The sequence below is a fragment of the Larkinella sp. genome, assembly GCF_965227735.1.
GTDB lineage: Bacteria > Bacteroidota > Bacteroidia > Cytophagales > Spirosomataceae > Larkinella.
This window is the reverse complement of sequence record NZ_OZ245776.1, coordinates 4,974,853-4,991,112: the sequence shown is the minus strand read 5'-3', so window position 1 is coordinate 4,991,112 and position 16,260 is coordinate 4,974,853. Positions and strand designations below refer to the sequence as shown.

15 protein-coding genes are annotated in these 16,260 nt (G+C 51.7%); 9 read left to right on the top strand and 6 right to left on the bottom strand.

Annotation, left to right across the window (positions count from 1 at the left end):
• Positions 1–36: 36 nt before the first annotated feature.
• Positions 37–918 (bottom strand): PIG-L deacetylase family protein, encoded by an 882-nt coding sequence (locus tag ACO064_RS19455; RefSeq protein ID WP_421828895.1) that lies wholly within the window; start codon positions 916–918, stop codon positions 37–39.
• Between the two features lie 155 nt (positions 919–1,073).
• On the opposite strand from ACO064_RS19455, the gene ACO064_RS19450 reads away from it, so the two are divergent.
• The 4 genes from ACO064_RS19450 (at position 1,074) to ACO064_RS19435 (ending at position 4,715) form a co-directional block, all read left to right on the top strand.
• Entirely contained in the window at positions 1,074–2,402 is a 1,329-nt protein-coding gene (locus ACO064_RS19450; protein ID WP_421828894.1) for a rhamnogalacturonidase, read from the top strand.
• A gap of 103 nt (positions 2,403–2,505) precedes the next feature.
• Positions 2,506–3,324, top strand: coding sequence for a 3-keto-disaccharide hydrolase (locus tag ACO064_RS19445; protein ID WP_421828893.1), 819 nt, complete (start codon positions 2,506–2,508; stop codon positions 3,322–3,324).
• Between the two features lie 248 nt (positions 3,325–3,572).
• Positions 3,573–4,214: a response regulator gene (locus tag ACO064_RS19440; protein WP_421828892.1), complete on the top strand. Its 642-nt coding sequence runs from the start codon at positions 3,573–3,575 to the stop codon at positions 4,212–4,214.
• 30 nt (positions 4,215–4,244) lie between these two features.
• Positions 4,245–4,715, top strand: a complete 471-nt coding sequence (locus ACO064_RS19435) for a hypothetical protein (protein WP_421828891.1) — start codon at positions 4,245–4,247, stop codon at positions 4,713–4,715.
• Here ACO064_RS19435 and ACO064_RS19430 read toward each other — a convergent pair.
• Entirely contained in the window at positions 4,712–6,697 is a 1,986-nt protein-coding gene (locus ACO064_RS19430) for a tetratricopeptide repeat-containing sensor histidine kinase (protein WP_421828890.1), read from the bottom strand. The genes ACO064_RS19435 and ACO064_RS19430 overlap by 4 nt on opposite strands.
• 213 nt (positions 6,698–6,910) lie before the next feature.
• Between ACO064_RS19430 and ACO064_RS19425 the strand changes: the two genes are divergently transcribed.
• The 3 genes from ACO064_RS19425 (at position 6,911) to ACO064_RS19415 (ending at position 10,204) form a co-directional block, all read left to right on the top strand.
• Positions 6,911–8,386 (top strand): PQQ-binding-like beta-propeller repeat protein, encoded by a 1,476-nt coding sequence (locus ACO064_RS19425; protein ID WP_421828889.1) that lies wholly within the window; start codon positions 6,911–6,913, stop codon positions 8,384–8,386.
• Positions 8,387–8,455: 69 nt separating this feature from the next.
• Positions 8,456–8,920 carry a hypothetical protein gene (locus tag ACO064_RS19420; RefSeq protein ID WP_421828888.1) on the top strand — a complete coding sequence of 155 codons (465 nt, stop codon included), beginning with the start codon at positions 8,456–8,458 and terminating at the stop codon, positions 8,918–8,920.
• 231 nt (positions 8,921–9,151) lie between these two features.
• Entirely contained in the window at positions 9,152–10,204 is a 1,053-nt protein-coding gene (locus ACO064_RS19415; protein WP_421828887.1) for a methyltransferase, read from the top strand.
• A 4-nt stretch (positions 10,205–10,208) separates the two neighbouring features.
• On the opposite strand, the gene ACO064_RS19410 is transcribed toward ACO064_RS19415, so the two are convergent.
• The 4 genes from ACO064_RS19410 to ACO064_RS19395 form a co-directional block, all read right to left on the bottom strand.
• Positions 10,209–11,333 carry a P1 family peptidase gene (locus ACO064_RS19410; protein WP_421828886.1) on the bottom strand — a complete coding sequence of 375 codons (1,125 nt, stop codon included), beginning with the start codon at positions 11,331–11,333 and terminating at the stop codon, positions 10,209–10,211.
• Positions 11,334–11,387: 54 nt separating this feature from the next.
• On the bottom strand, positions 11,388–12,506 hold the full coding sequence (locus tag ACO064_RS19405) for an AI-2E family transporter (protein WP_421828885.1): 1,119 nt from the start codon (positions 12,504–12,506) through the stop codon (positions 11,388–11,390).
• Between the two features lie 155 nt (positions 12,507–12,661).
• Positions 12,662–12,976 carry a HigA family addiction module antitoxin gene (locus ACO064_RS19400; protein WP_421828884.1) on the bottom strand — a complete coding sequence of 105 codons (315 nt, stop codon included), beginning with the start codon at positions 12,974–12,976 and terminating at the stop codon, positions 12,662–12,664.
• A gap of 10 nt (positions 12,977–12,986) precedes the next feature.
• Positions 12,987–13,265, bottom strand: coding sequence for a type II toxin-antitoxin system RelE/ParE family toxin (locus tag ACO064_RS19395; RefSeq protein WP_421828883.1), 279 nt, complete (start codon positions 13,263–13,265; stop codon positions 12,987–12,989).
• 450 nt (positions 13,266–13,715) lie between these two features.
• On the opposite strand from ACO064_RS19395, the gene ACO064_RS19390 reads away from it, so the two are divergent.
• Together ACO064_RS19390 and ACO064_RS19385 are read left to right on the top strand one after the other, a co-directional pair.
• The gene (locus ACO064_RS19390; protein ID WP_138990131.1) at positions 13,716–13,940 is read left to right on the top strand and encodes a hypothetical protein; all 225 of its coding nucleotides are present in this window, start codon (positions 13,716–13,718) and stop codon (positions 13,938–13,940) included.
• A 63-nt stretch (positions 13,941–14,003) separates the two neighbouring features.
• A complete protein-coding gene (locus ACO064_RS19385; protein WP_421828882.1) occupies positions 14,004–16,154 on the top strand; it encodes an FUSC family membrane protein in 2,151 nt (716 codons plus the stop codon).
• The last annotated feature ends 106 nt before the right edge of the window (positions 16,155–16,260 follow it).

Below are 16,260 nucleotides of genomic sequence, written 5' to 3'. Positions count from 1 at the left end.
GGAAAGCGTCGTCGGTAGCCCGTTACTTTGCCAATGTCAGCGCGGCAACATGGGGAAAAGGCGCTTGATTTCGTCCGGGCCGGGCTGTCTGCCGTACTCGCAAATTTCGAAGACTTCAACCGATTTGACCTTCGCGGCCTTTTCCGGGCCATACCATTTTTCGACGGAAGCTTTAATCTCCGGCGTCAGGGAAGACCGCTTTTCCATGGCGGCCAGCAACCATTTTTTGCGCTCCACGGGGTCTTTGGGAACGTTGGCCAGATCCTGTCGGGTCCAGGGCAGCCACTCATAGAATTGGGAGGTGTGGGCATCGAGACCGTCTACTTTCTTCGCCAGTGTTTCGGTAATGTCGATGGCGATGTCGGGCCGGAACGGATTGGGGCGCTGAAAACCGTCGCGAAAATAGAGAAAAACCGGATTTTTGGTCAGCGGAGGCACACTGCTCAGCACGTTGGGCACGATGACCAGATAAGCCGCATCCTGCACGACAACGCCCGTGTTTCGGTGATCCGGGTGATAATCATTGGTCCGTGGCGCAATCACCAGATCTGCCTTCCATTCCCGGATTTTACGAATGACTGCCAGGCGGTTTTCCAGGGTGGGCATCAGTTCCCCGTCATGATTGTCGAGCACGTCGTAGGTAATGCCCAGCCGTTTAGCCACTTCCTGGGTTTCTTTATACCTTCTTTGGGCCAGTTCGCCCCCACCCATGTCCTGATGCCCGGCGTCACCATTGGTCATCGACACAAATTTCACCTTGTGACCCATGGCGGAATAAATAGCGGCAATTCCACCCGCACCCAGGTCGCAATCGTCCGGATGAGCGCCAATAACGATGACACGCAAAGGCGAGTTTGGCACTTGGGCAAACGTACCGACAGCACTCAGACAGAGGGTCAGCAGCAGGGTAAATCGCATCTTCAGGGTCATCCGGTTTTGCATGGTATCAACAGGTTAAACGATTGGGTTCAAGACTTTCGCTAAAATAGGGGAAAGCGAAGAAAGATCAATCAGTAGAAGTAGACATCCTGTTTGCTTACCAGACAAACCCTGTTGAGCAAAACGGAGTCAGTATGAAAACAAGGATCGTTGCCCTGGTGTGTTGGCTAGCACTAAGCACCCCACTGCTTGCGCAAAACGCGGTAAAAGCGTCTTTCCCGGACGGTAGTCCGATTAGTAGCTGGTTTACGACGATCCGGAAAGTAGACCCGGTTCAACTCGGAAAGCGGTATGTGATTACGGACTTTGGCGTAAAAACAGACAGTACCCTTGTACAAACCGATGCCATTCAGCAGGTCATCGATGCCGCAGCCCGGAAAGGCGGGGGCGTTGTCATCATCCCGAAAGGGACGTTTAGGAGCGGGGCCTTATTTTTCAAGCCTAAAACCCATTTGCACCTGGCGGAAGGAGCCACGCTGAAAGGCTCCGACAACATCGCCGACTACCCGAAACTACCGTCGCGGATGGAGGGGCTGAGTCTGGATTACTTTGCGGCACTGGTGAATGCCTATCAGGTCGACGGTTTTACAATTTCGGGAAAAGGAACGATCGACGGCAACGGGCTGCGTTTCTGGGAGGCCTTCTGGGCCCGGCGGAAAGAAAATCCGAACTGCACGAATCTGGAGGTTTCCCGGCCCCGGCTAGTCTTTATCTGGAAATGCAACGACGTGCAGGTGCAGGACGTAAAGCTGCACAATGCGGGTTTCTGGACCAGCCATTACTACCAGTGCCGGAACGTGAAAGTGCTGAATGTCCACATTTATTCGCCCTACAAACCCGTGAAAGCCCCCAGTACGGATGCCATCGACCTTGATGTCTGTACCAACGTGTTGATTAAGGGATGCTACCTATCGGTCAATGACGACGCGATTGCTCTCAAAGGCGGCAAGGGTCCCTGGGCCGACCGGGTGCCCAGCAACGGTGCCAACACCAATATCATCATCGAAGATTGTGAATTTGGCTTTTGCCATTCGGCGCTGACCTGCGGCAGTGAAGCCATTCATAACCGGAACATTCTGATGCGCAACTGCCATGTCAGCGAAGCCAGCCGGGTGTTGTGGCTGAAGATGCGGCCGGATACGCCCCAACTCTACGAATACATTACCGTCGAAAACATCAAAGGCCAGGCCCACAGCCTGCTGTATGCCAAACCCTGGACCCAGTTTTATGACCTACAGGGCCGCAAGGACCAACCGCTTTCATTCGCGAATCACGTGACGCTGAAAAACATTGAACTGGTGTGTGATACGTTCTTTGACGTAGCGGTTTCAGAACGCGACAAACTCACCCATTTTACCTTTGAGAACTTCCTCGTGGAAAGTAAAAACGCGGCCATTGACAAAACCGTCGTCAAGGGGTTTATGCTCAACAATGTGCGGGTAAATTCGAAATTAATACAGTAAATCCTCCCTTTTCAGGTGCAGGATTGACCGAATTGTCATACAATGTATAACCATTTAACGGCCATTCTAAAATAAAAAATTCAACATTTAAACCGAAATGAAAATGAAAAATACCTGGACCAATCGCATCCATCTTCCTGCGTTTGGAGGATGCTTATTATTCCTGTCATTGTTAACCGGATCTGATGTTGAGGCTCAAACCGCCCCTGCTGCTAATTCAGCCAACAGACCAGGAAGTGGAGTAGGGCGGTTATTTCCCGCAACCGTAAAGGATGACAGCCTGGGCTTTGTCTCTATTTTTGATGGAAAAACATTGAATGGGTGGGATGGCGATGCCACCTTTTGGCGCGCCGAAAATGGCATTCTCATCGGCGAAACAACACCCGAAAAAGTTGTTAAGGTCAATAATTTTCTCATCTGGCGCGGAGGAAAAGTGAAAGATTTTGAAATCAAATTTGATTTTAAAATAAACGGAACCAACAGCGGGATGCAGTATCGGAGTACCGAATTGCCGGAAGTTGGAAAATGGATTCTGAAAGGCTACCAGGCCGATCTGGATTTCACTAATTTATTTACCGGAAATGTTCATGAAGAACGGGGAAGAACCGGGCATGTGGTTTTAGCAAGACGCGGGGAAGTAACGCGGGTGGTCGACGGACCCACCTTTAAATCCGTGGCAAAGATTGCAGACCCGGTTCTGTTGCGGGGGGTGGTCAACACGAATGGATGGAATTCCTACCATATTATTGCCCGCGGCCCCATCATGATCCATATCATTAACAATCAGGTTATGAGTATATCGATCGATGAAGATTCTAAAAACTTTGTTCCCGAGGGATTATTAGGCTTTCAGATGCACGCCGGGCCGCCCTTTATCGTCCAATACAAAAATATTTTCTACAAGAAAATAGAGTCGAAATAGAAGCGGATTCAGTTGGCTCCTGCTATCGGCGAAGAATCGGCTTAAATAACATCTGAAACAGCTCGAAAAGCCGATGTTCCTCCTTAAATTCAAGGATGCAAAAACCCCGAATTTGAGGATTTCAAGGCAGGGCATCGTTTGTGACATTTGCACAGAAAAATAATTGGCGCGTTTACCGATTTCGAATGGAAAAATAGTGTACTATTCAGTTCCGGTCTGCAAGCCCTTCTGTTCTTAAAGTCACTGCCATGCGCATTCTTGTCGCCGAAGATCATCGGATTCTGTTGGAAAGTATTTCGATGCTGCTGTCGAGTATCGACGGCATCGAGGTCGTGGGCAAGCACACCAATGGCAAACAGGTTCTGACCGCGCTGGAGATTGAAAAAAACATCGACCTCGTGGTTTCCGATCTTCAAATGCCGGTGATGGGCGGTATCGAGCTGACGCTCCAGATACGGGTGCATTTCCCGGAGGTCAAAATCTGCCTGCTTACCGTGGCCGATCAACCCGAAGCCATCAAGGAAGCCCTGCGGGCCGGTGCCGACGGCTACGTACTGAAAAGTGCGGAACGGGAAGACCTGGAAACCGCCCTGAAAACCATCTGCGAAGGCCGGAAATTTTACAGCGACGCCGTGTTGATGCAACTGGCGCACGACCCCGTCCACGAGCTGAATCCGAATGTTGAAAAACCGCAGAAAATCACGATTACCCAACGCGAACTGGAAGTGCTGAAGCTCATCGCACAGGAATTTTCGGGGACGCAGATTGCCGAAAAATTATTTATCAGCCCCACCACCGTCGAAACCCACCGCAAACACCTCATGCAGAAACTGGGCACGCAAACGACGATTGGGCTGGTGAAGTATGCCATCAAATTCCAGCTTATTTAAACCATTTTCAACCCTTAAATTGCTCCTTCCATGTCCGACGAATCCCTCGACCGAGCCGTACCCGACTCATCCAATGAGACCAGAACCCTCCGCCTGCAAGGCTTTGCCATAATCGACCACCACGCTCGAAATGAATCAATTACCGTAAAGCTTTTTGACGGCGACGACGACGCTGACCATGTTCATGAATTTGAAATACCGTATAAGGATGTTCTCGAAAAAGAAATTTTCTCCTGCAAAATTGGCGGGCAGACGGTTACTTTTCTGAATTTAGTCGTGACATATACGGAAGACCGGTTCTCCAAATTAAAAGAGTTTATCCCAGCCGGTCTGGCTCCCATCCCGCCCTTTATCCTTCCTGCTCCCGGGATCTCTGCAGCGGCTATGGAAAAAGTGCCTCCCGGCGCTCCCCCGAAGCAATTTACCGCTTTTTCACTCGATCTTAATCACTTCGAAGCTGGTAACCTGGCCCGGGTAGAATCCGGCCGACGGATGAGTTAAGCACTCAGTTCAAGCCCCTGAACATCCCCATCAGAGTAACTACTTTCGATGGGGATTTTTATGGCCATTTCGGTCCCCTGGGGCATTCGCTGACGGGCATCAAACGTGCCGCCCAACGCATCCAGCCGGCTTCTGATGTTCTGCAACCCGACGCCCTGTTTTCCCGATTCCGCAGGAAGGCCAATACCGTCATCGGCGACGGATAATTCAATTCCACGGACTGTCTGCTTCAGCTCAATGTCCACTTTTAGCGCCTGAGCGTGCTTGATCACATTGTTGATCAATTCCAGCAGAATGCTGTATACGTTAAACTCGATTTCGGCCGGAAGACGTTCCTGGAAGAGCGACGTCGATAGTCGGAACTGCAACGGAGAATTCTGGTTTAATTTGGCAATCAATGTGGTCAGAACGCTCGATAACCCCTCTTTTTCAAGCTCGGCCGGGAGAATGTTATGCGAAATATTCCGCACTTCCGAATAGGCACTTTTCACCATTTGCTTCACGTTCCGGTAGACGGATTGTTCCTGATCCGACAGATTTTGGGGGTTGATGTGCTGAATACTCATGTTGACCGCACTCAGCAGGCTACTCAGGTTGTCGTGCAGTTCGATAGCCACGCGTTTCCGCTCGATGGTTTGGCCTTTAAAAAGCGCCCCCTTGATTTCTTCATTTTTCTTGATCAGTTCCCGGTTGGCCTGCACCAGTTCTTGGGTCCGGGTTTCCACCCTGACTTCCAGGGTTTTATTAATATTCGAAAGTTGTTCCTGCGCCTGTTCAACCAGCACTTTCTGCTGGTTGATCTGCCGGTTTTTACTTTGCAGCCGCCGGTTGTTCCAGAACAGCAATACCGCCAGAAACAGGATTCCCGCTATGCCCAGAAATAGTATGTTCCGGGTTTGGGCCAGTTCCTGGTTTTGGTTTTCCTGCGCCAGCAACTGCACCTGTTGTTTCTGCAATTCGTTCTGTTTCTGAACATTGTCATACTGTGCCTGCAACGCTTCAATCCGCTGCTCGTTTCGCTCTTTCGATAAACTATCTTTTAAAACCGTAAAGTTTTCGTGTGCTTTCAGGGCTTCATTGGTCTCGCCGGTCTGTTTAAAAATCTGGTAAAGCTTTTCCTCTGCTTCCACCACAACGCTCGAATTGTTGACGCTTAGTGCAAAATTTTTGGCCAGATTACAATACGTTAACGCTTCCTTCCATTTCTTTTGGGTGATGTATAAACCGGCTATGTTGAGCAAAATGCTTCCTTTTAAATCCACGCTGCCGGTTTGTTCGGAAAGTGCCAATGACTTCTGATAAAACACCAGCGCTTTCGGGCCGTTTCCCATTCCATCGTACACCCATCCGATCGCGTGCAGACTCTGGGTTTCATACCAAAGGTTCCCGGCTTCTCTGGAAACGGCATTAAGCTCCTGATAAACGTTTAACGCTTCGCGAAGCCGACCCTGCTCTTTGTATACCCCTCCCAATACATTCAGAATGGGCATCTGGGCTTTGGGGTTCGGGTGATTTCGGATAATTCTCAGCCCCTTCTCGCACAACTCAATGGCTTTTGAATAGTCTTTCAGGCTCATATACGCGTGGGCCAGACCGCCCAATGACACGGCAGCCCGCGTATGATTTTTTAATTTTTCAGCGAGCAGGAGTGCTTTATAATGGGCTTGGATGCTCTGGTAATGATCTCCTTTAATCTGGTAGATATACCCTTCAAATTGATACGCATAAATCAGGTCCTTTTGCAGTTTAGGTTGCTGACTCAAAGCAATCATCTGAGCGGTAAAGTGAAGGGCGGAGTCCAGATTGACCTCGACATAGCGGGTCATCAGCTGTTTTAGTGACGCGTAAATCGTAGTGTCGCGCGCCAGGCTCACAGGCTGCGCCCGCAACACCTTTAGGTTCTGTTTTAAACTGTCGATCTCCGGCGTTTGGGCAACTCCTGCCCGGGCCAGCAAACACAGTATGAGCAGCAGTTTCTTCATGTTCGGCGGGTAATCCGCAAACATAAGCGATCCCTCACATTAATCATAGCACCCACCAGGCGGTTTTCGGATGCGCATATCCTCAAATTCTAGGATGCAAAATCATCTGTATCAGGGATTTCCGACCGCCGGAATCGTATCGACCTTTGATACCATCGACCGGCCAGCCACGGCACCGCATTCGCTTCGATAGACCATAAACGTACCTCAATTATGAAATCACCAGTATCACTCATCACGGTTCTTCTCTATTTGCTGCTGTTTGGGGCCATTTCCTGCAAGAAAAAGGAAGAAACCATCACCCCAACGCCCGTTACACCAACGCCTGTTACACCGACCAAAAGTTCGGCCAAAGACCTCAAAACCTTCGCCTTCAATGCGCTGACGCCCGCCGTTGCGGCCACGATCGACGCGACGGCCAAAACCATCAAAGCCGAAGTTCCGATCGGCACTGACCTAACGAGGCTGGTTCCGACCCTCACGGTTTCCGAGAAAGCCACGGTTTCACCCGCCACGGGCGTGGTGCAGGATTTCAGCAAAGCCGTCACCTATACGATTACAGCCGAAGACGGCAGCACGCAGGCCTATACGGTTTCTGTAACGGTGGGAAAATCAAGTTCTACCGCTAAAGATTACCTTTTCTTCGGAACCGAGACGGGCGGACTCCAGGCTTTTGACGCTGCTACCGGAATGAAACTATGGACGTATGCGGCTAATAAATTCCAGATATCGACAGACCCCTATCTACTCGGCGAAACCATTTACTTTGGTTCGGGCGAGAAGAAAATGTATGCGCTCGATGCCCGGACCGGGGCTAAAAAATGGGAGTTTCAAACGGCAGACGTAATCCGGTCGAGTCCGGTGGTCGAAAACGGTACGCTCTATTTCGGGGGTAATGGACTGGACAAAAAAGTCTATGCGCTCGATGCTGCCAGCGGCACTAAAAAATGGGAATTTGCAATTGGCAGCTCGGCTCAGGCCAGTCCAACAGTTGTCGGTGGGGTCGTTTACATTACGAGTTATGGCGACAAAATGCTCTTTGCCCTGGACGCAGCCAGTGGAGCCGTAAAATGGAAATACCCGACCAGCGATTTAAAGAACGGTGTGTGCGTCTCGAACGGGTTGGTCTACGTGCAAGACAACAACAATAAAGGGTTGCTTGCTCTCGAAGCCGACAAAGGCACGGTTAAATGGCGTTTTGCGGCATCCGGCACCATCAATAACTCGCCTACAGTCATCAATGGTTTCGTTTATGCGGCTTCCTACGACGGGATTCTGTATGCGCTCGACGCAAAAACCGGTGATAAAAAGTGGGAATATAAAACCAAGTTCGACGCGCACTTTGAGTCCTCCCCAATCGGTGCCAACGGGGTGATCTATGTCGTCGGGTCGGATTCTTTTCTACACGCTATCGATGCAACAACAGGGGCAAAAAAATGGTCTGCCGCCAAATTTCCGGCTTATTCAAGCCCTATCGTGACCGACGACGGCATCGTTTATGCCACCGGGAGTGAACTGAATGGGAAATATACTCCGGCCATCTACGCATTGGATGCTGCCACGGGAGCAATCAAGCTCACCATCAGCGGTGGTACTTATTCTTCACCCGACTGGAATCCCATCACCAATCCGGTAGCGTTCATCAAAGGCAAAGTATACATGCCTGGTCCGAGTGGAGCCGTGCAGTAAATCAGGTTCATCAACCGTCAGAAAATACAATTTCCCGGTATTCATCCCACAATTGACTCATCTACTAAAATGGAAAAGAGAATTAAAGTAACAATCGACAGTATCCAGGTCAGGAAATCGGAGAGCTACGATGGCTGGTTCAGTGAACCGGGCAATTCTGCCGAGTGGAGTCTCAACATAACGGTTGATTCTCAACAATATAACTGGCGGGCAGATAATGTTAGAGACAATAGCGATCACCCAGTCGGCCGGGAGTTTTATGTTGACGTGAACAACAACAAGACGCAGTTTGTGGTCAGATGTTCAGGAATCGAAATTGACGATTCGTCGGCCAATGACCCACTCCCGGCGAATGAATTGACTTTGGGCCAATCCAATGACTGGGGAATTGGATCAACGCAGACCCTTTCAGCCGCCAATGATGATTTCAATTACAAAGTTTTCTTTACAGTAACCAAGGTATACCAATTTAATGACATCGAACTCAGCAGAATACGTACCCGGCTGGACCTCACCGAGTTTATCCAGCCCTGACAGCACTCTTGGAATCGGTTTGGTTTACCAAACCGCGACCGACCGGAGACTAGTTTGCGAAAAACCGCTGTGGCTTTCGGGAACGTTTCCTTCTTTTGGAGCCGGGAAAGCGTAGAAATGAAATGATAAATTTAAAATGATGAACGCTAAATGTAAAAGTGTCAGATTGGGTAATACTTTTACATTTAGCGTTCATCATTTTAAATTTATCATTCTTTTTACTTCGTACGAATGCAACCAACACCCCAACCCGACCTCGCTCCCATTACCCGACACCTGCGCGCCATGTTTGGCTCCCGGCTGCTGATTGCCGCCGTTCACCATCTGGCGGTTTTTGAAGAACTCAGCAACGGGCCGCTGTCAATCGCCGAACTCAGTCAGCGGATTGGGCTGAAAAACCGCCCGTCCAGCGTTCTTTTTCCGGCACTTTGTGCGATGGACATGCTGGAAAGCAACGAAACCGGTGCGCTTCAAGTCACGGCATTAGGGCGGTTTCTTACCCAAAAACAGACCCCCAATCTGATCGGATACGTCGGATTGGAAAAGAACGATCCGGGGGCCGTGGAAATGGCGGTTCGACTGCGGAACGACGGGCCACTGGATACTTCCGGCGGTATTTCGTATGTCAAGGAAGGCGACGAGCCATCGCCGATGGACGATGCCGATCTGAGTCGGATGTTTACGCTCGGCCTGGCCGGCAGGGCGCAGCAACTGTCGCCGATTGTGGCCGCAAAGCTGTCGAAAAGCGAGGGTCATTTGCTCGACGTGGCGGGCGGCACCGGTTTTTACACCTACGAATGGCTGTTGCTCAATCCGACAGCCACTGCTACGATTCTGGATCGCCCGGCGGTTTTGGCCGTGGCCGAAGAACTACTCGATGCGTTTGCCCAAAGCGGACGTCCGGGCGCCGAAACCGTCAAAAACCGGGTGACGTTCCAACCCGGCGACATGCTGACCGACGACATCCCGCAGACGGATATTCTACTGGCTGCCAGCCTGTTTCACGACTGGCCAACGGAGGCCTGCCAGCTCCTGGCCGACCGGTTTGCTGCCGCCATTCGCCCCGGCGGAGAATTGTGGGTACACGATGCGTTTCTGAACGATGCGCTGGATGGTCCGCTGGCCGTTACCGACTATTCCGCCCAATTGTTCTGGGGCACCAAAGGCCGCTGCTACAGCCGCCGGGAATACCGCGACTGGTTTGCCAAAGCCGGACTGGAACCCACTCACGAGAATATTCCTACGCAAATGGATTACGGCCTGATCTGGGCGCGGAAACGCTGAGGAGTTACTTCACCTGTCCGGCTTTTTTCAGGAGGTCGACCACTTTCTCAACCGGCAGTTGCTCAACCTGATAGCCGCTGCTAGTGGTCATCGACCGGGCGGCAAACAGCGAGTTGATGATCGCTTCTTCGGTGGCTTCGATGGCGGCCATGAAGCAGGGCGAAGTCTCATCGTTGCGGAGGAGTTTCACCTCGTCGAAGGTGCTTTTCGAGGCATTGGGAATGCGGTTGGCGGTCGAGACGGCGATGACGTAATCGCCACTGCCGTTGGACGCAATGCCGCCCGTGCGGGCCAGGCCCATGAACGCCCGCTTGGCGAGTCGTTTCAGATTCCGGGCGTCGAGTGGCGCGTCGGTCAGCACCACCATCATGCACGAACCGTCGAGCTTTTCTTTAAACGAGAATTTGCCCAGTTCCACGCCGACGGGTACGCCCGCAATTTGCAAAACGCCCCCGAAGTTGGTTTGCACCAAAACCCCAACCGTGTAGCCGCCGAGCGAAACCGGCAGCTTTCGCGAAGCCGTGCCAATACCGCCTTTGAAACCGAAGCAAACCGTACCGGTTCCGGCACCGACATTGCCTTCGTCCACCGCACCGGTTTTGGCCTGTCTGATGGCATCCAGAACGTGCTGTTTCGTAACGGGGCGGCTGCGGATGTCGTTCAGACCACCATCGTTGGTTTCGCCGACCACCGGATTCAGCGAGCGCACCTGTTCATTACCGGGTTGGGCTAAGGTGTAGTCGATCACGGCATCGGCCGCCGTCGGAACGCCGAGCGTGTTGGTCAGAACAATGGGTGTTTCGAGCGTACCAAGTTCCTCAACCTGTGTGTAGCCCGCCAGTTTGCCAAAACCGTTGCCAACATAGATAGCCGCCGGACATTTTTCCTGAAACAGGTTGCCGCCGTGGGGCAAAATGGCCGTCACACCCGTCCGCACCCGCTGGCCTTCCAGCAAGGTCACCTGCCCAACCCGCACACCCGGCACATCGGTGATGGCATTGAGAGGGCCGGTGGGCATGACGCCGAAGCGAATGCCGTAGTCGCGGGGGCGTTTGGTCGATTGAGCCTGCATGGTGTAGCAGCCGGTGAGGAGCAGGGCCGTCAGGAATACGCGGAAGGCGGTTTTCATACCGGAAAATAGGCAGAGAAGCGGTCTTTTCCAACAGGCAACGTGCCGGTTTGGCTAGCCCGGCTGGCTCGACGGAATTTTCTTCTTCCGCCGTCGCAATCGCAGCATTTTATTGATGTCTTCCTCCGAGGTTTGGTCGCCCAGCAAAATGCCCCAGGGCTCCATGCCTTCGACCCGGTCGAAAATCACTTTCAGAATAGCGATAATCGGAATCGACAAGAACATCCCCGAAACTCCCGCCAGTGCTCCACCGATCAGCACGCCTACGATGGAAACCAGCGCGTTGATCCGCACTTTGGACCCGATGATTACCGGCACCAGGAAGTTGTTGTCGATAAACTGCACCACCAGAAAAACCGCTACGACCCCCAGCAACATCGACGGTTCGGGATGGTTGACAAACGTAACCGCCACTGCCAGACCAGTTGCTACCAACCCGCCGATGTAAGGAATTAAATTCAAAATGGCGGCAATCACGCCCATCAGAACCGCGTACTGGACACCCAGAACCAGCAAGCCAACAGAATTGAGCACGGCCACACAGACGGTTTCGGTGACCAGCCCCACCACGTAACTTTGAATGACGCTCCGGATTTCGCCCAACACCTCGCGAACGCGTTCCGTATGCTGGCTGGTGAACAGCCGGATGATGAATTGAATCAGCATAGCCCGGTAATACAGCAGCAGAAACATATAAATCGGGAGAATCAGCAACGTTCCCAGCGGCCCGGTAATGACACCCAGGGTTCCGGAGCCCTGCAGTGTGTCCATGGTCTGCGCCTGGGCTTTTTTGAGGTATTGGTCCTGTTTGCTGTAACTCACATTATATTCCTGCCGAATCCAGCGCCGGGCGTCGTTGTAGAAGTCGCTGAGGTTTTTTTGCAACTTGGGCCAGTCGTCGGCAAAATGTGCGATCTGCATCGAAATCAGCATGGTTAGCCCCACGATTGCCCCAACGGCCAGCAGCAACGCCAGACTAATAGCCACCACTTTCGGCACCCTGCGCCGGACGAGCCAGGCTTCGACGGGGCGCAGCAAAACCGCCAGCAAACCGGCCATGGCAAACGGCACGATGATGTCCTGACCGAGGTAAAATGCGGTCATGATCAGACCCAGAGCCAGAAGTGTGTGAGAAAGCCGGTGGTAAAACGGCGGGGGGGTAACCGAAGACATGGTAAGTGACGTTTACGTAATTGTGTGTATCTCCCCGGTCACCTCACTCTTTTCTGCACGTTTTCGGACTGGTTGAATCACCTTTTAACGGGATTGGCAGGGAATTGTTTGCAAGCTTGTGTTGCAGGTTGCGTCAGTCGCGTTCGGGATTTTCCTTAAGCCGACTGCAATCCCGTTCCTGCATGACCAAAATGCCGAATCACTGCACGGTTTACCTTCTTCTCAGCGTGCCAGAGTTCGTAATTATTTTGCAGATTAACCCAAAATTGGGCCGTATTCCCAAACGCTTCCGACAGTTTTACAGCCAGCTCCGGACTGATGCCTGCCCGCTCGTTCACAATCGCCGACAAATTCGCCCGGGCAATCCCAAGTCCTTTGGCAACCTCGGTAATCGTCAGGTTGCGTTCCTTTATATACTCTTCCCGTAAAATCTCGCCAGGATGTACCGGCGGTAGTCCGCGTTTCAACATAGTTTTCCACTTAATGATAATCGACGTAATCAACGTCGTAAATGTCTCCATCTATAAACCGAAAAATGATCCGGTAATTCGGGGTTATGGTTACGGCCCAGAATTCTGCCAGATCACCTGTCAGTTTATGAATCCCGGATCCTATTTGCTGGACATCACCAACCGATGTAATCGCATCCAACTGGTCAAAAACCCGATTGATTTTTCGGAGATAGGAAGCAGGCAGTTTTGAAGAATTACCTTCCTCATAATAAAGCTGTAATCCTTTGTGCCGAAAATTGATAATCATACCATGCCTGTAATGTGTAATAGTACACATTACAGCTATCAAATACAAAAACAGGTCTGGTTTTCGCAAGACGTTCTGGAGCACCATTTGGTCATCCACCCCCCTGCTTGTCTGACAAACCAGTCTAAAAATAGTAAATTTCTTGTCGCAAAGGTAAGCCTGACATTAGAATCCGATTAGAGACAAACTCGCTATTATCATAATAATAAGTGATTGATCGGTAAAAAATATCCGCAAAATCATATCAATACAAGGATATTTACATCTCCTGTTAGTTGTATTTATTTAATAAATCTTCTACTTTTGTAACTGTGTTTAAGTGATCGGGTACTTTCTCGAAAACGCCACACCAGTCGGTTTTCCAACCGTCTGCTTTCCCCCACCGTAACACTTTTTGAAGCGTCTTTTTGATCCGTGTTATACTATTCGCCCCTTTAAGTTTACGTGTGTATGTCGTTACCGTTGACCCAGCAGCAAGCTGAATCCTCTGATTTTCTGAAAACATTTCCGCAGTTCGACTGCCTTTCCGACGCGCTTTATCGCCGGCAGTGCATCGACAAACGCACCGGCGAACTCCACAGCATTCTGCGTCTGGACAAACGGCGGTTCTGCGTCGTGCCTCCCCAATGGGTCCGGCAACTGGAAAAAGCCGGGTATCCCGTCGCAGTTCGCTAGTAACAAACGGGAATATCGCTTTTCGGAGTTGGTTACACGGGCAATACCGCCTACCTTGCCACTATGAAAAGGCAGATCCGGGAAGTCCGGTATTTTCTATTCGGTCAGCATTTTTCGGATGGCCTGCGCATTACGTTAGCCATCCTGATTCCTTCCGTGGTGCTTTACCGGTTTGGGCAATTCGAAACCGGTCTGATCATTTCGCTGGGTGCCTTCTGGGTCAGCATTACGGACGCGCCCGGCCCGGTCGTACACCGGCGGAATGGCATGCTATACGGCCTGCTGGTGGTGGTGCTGGTTTCGCTCATCACCGGTTTTGCCCGCCTGAACGTCTGGCTCCTGGGCGTTGAAATCCTGCTCTTCAGTTTTTTCTTCTCGATGTTTGCCCTCTACGGCAACCGGGCCACCGCCGTCGGAACCGCCGGTTTGCTGGCGATGATCCTGACCATGGACCGGGAACTCGAACCGGCAGCTGTCTGGCAGTATGGCGCACTCGTTTGCGCGGGGGGGCTCTGGTATACGGCCATCAGCCTGACGTTTTCCCAACTCCGCCCCTACCGGGCCGCTCAACAGGCCCTGGGCGAATGCATCCACGAAATTTCAAAATTCCTGATGATCAAGGCCGACTTTTACAGCATTCGGACGGATTTACAGGAAGATTACCGGAAACTGATGGCGCAACAGGCCATTGTCAGCGAAAAACAGGATGCCGTGCGGGAAATCCTGTTCAAAACCCGCGTGATTGTGAAAGAAACAACCTGGACGGGCCGCCTGCTCGTGCTGACGTTCAGTGACATCCTGGATTTGTACGAGCAGATTACGGCGATGTATTACGATTATCCCTCTATTCGGGAACGGTTCGGCAAAACCGGGATTCTGGACGACATTGCCCGGCTCATTCGCCAACTGGCCATCGAAATGGACTACATCGGCCTTGCCATCCAGTCGAACCGCCCCTACAAGGGCCGGAAAGATCTCATGCGGCACCTGGAACGGCTTAAAACGAAGATCGACGACATTGGCAAACAAGACACCGAAGGCAGCAACCTGGTGTTGAAAAAAATCCTGATCACCCTCCGCAACCTGAACCAGCGGCTGAACGACATCCACACGTATTCGCCGACGGTTTTGAGCGAAAAACCGCAAAAAAGTAGAGCTACCGAGTATTCCCGCTTTGTTTCGCACCAGGAGATCGACCCGAAACTGGTGGTCAACAGCCTGACCCTCAGCTCCTCGATTTTCCGGCATTCGCTTCGGGTCACGATTGCCTGTCTGGTCGGTTTTGTGGCCGCTAAACTGATCGCGTATGGCAACCACGGCTACTGGATTCTGTTGACGGCTTCACTGATACTGAAACCGGCGTTCAGCCTGACCAAACAACGGAATTACGAACGGATCATCGGCACGGTCATCGGCGGATTGATTGGCGTGGGGCTGCTGATTCTGATTCCAAACACCACCGGTTTGTTCTGGGTGATGCTGTTTCTGATGATCGGTGCCTACAGTTTCCAGCGCACCAACTACATCGTGATGGTCATCCTGATGACGCCTTACATCCTCATTCTGTTCCGGTTTCTGGGTTTAGGCGGCATCAGCGTGGCCGAAGAGCGGGTGGTCGATACGCTGATTGGCTGCGTGATTGCCTTTGCCGCCAGCTACCTTTTTCCACACTGGGAATCACAGCAACTCAAAAATCTGCTGCGCGATGTGCTGGTAGCCAACCGCGCGTATCTGCGCAAACTGGCCGAAAGTCTGTCGGGCAAACCGCTGACGCTGCTGGAATACAAACTGGTCCGCAAGGAAGTCTACGTTAGTTCGGCCAACCTGTCGGCGGCTTTTCAGCGCATGACTTCCGAGCCGCAGAGCAAGCAATGGCACAAGAACGAAATCCACCAATTTGTGGTATTGAACCACATTCTATCGTCCAACATCGCCACCATCACCTCCGCCCGGCTGAACGTCGAGCATCCAGCGGCCTGTCCGCCCGAAATTCTGCGTCCCATCCGGCGTTCACTGACGGTTTTGAACGAAAGTTTGAAAAAACTCGACCCGGCCCCGCCCCAAGCTGCAGCAGAATCCTCCGCTCCCGAGCCGGTGTTGCCGGAAAAACCGGAAACCGTTGTAACCGAAGACCGCTCCCTGAAAGAACAACTGGAGTTTATTCAGAAAGTGAGCCACGACATCGCCAAACTCACCGACACCATTCTGACCTGAACATCCCGGTTTTTTACCTGTCATATAGCCCCGAATCCGTTGGTAAGAAAGTTCTTTCACTACTTGGCATTGCACAGTACCTTTGAATCAACAGTAACAGCAAAAG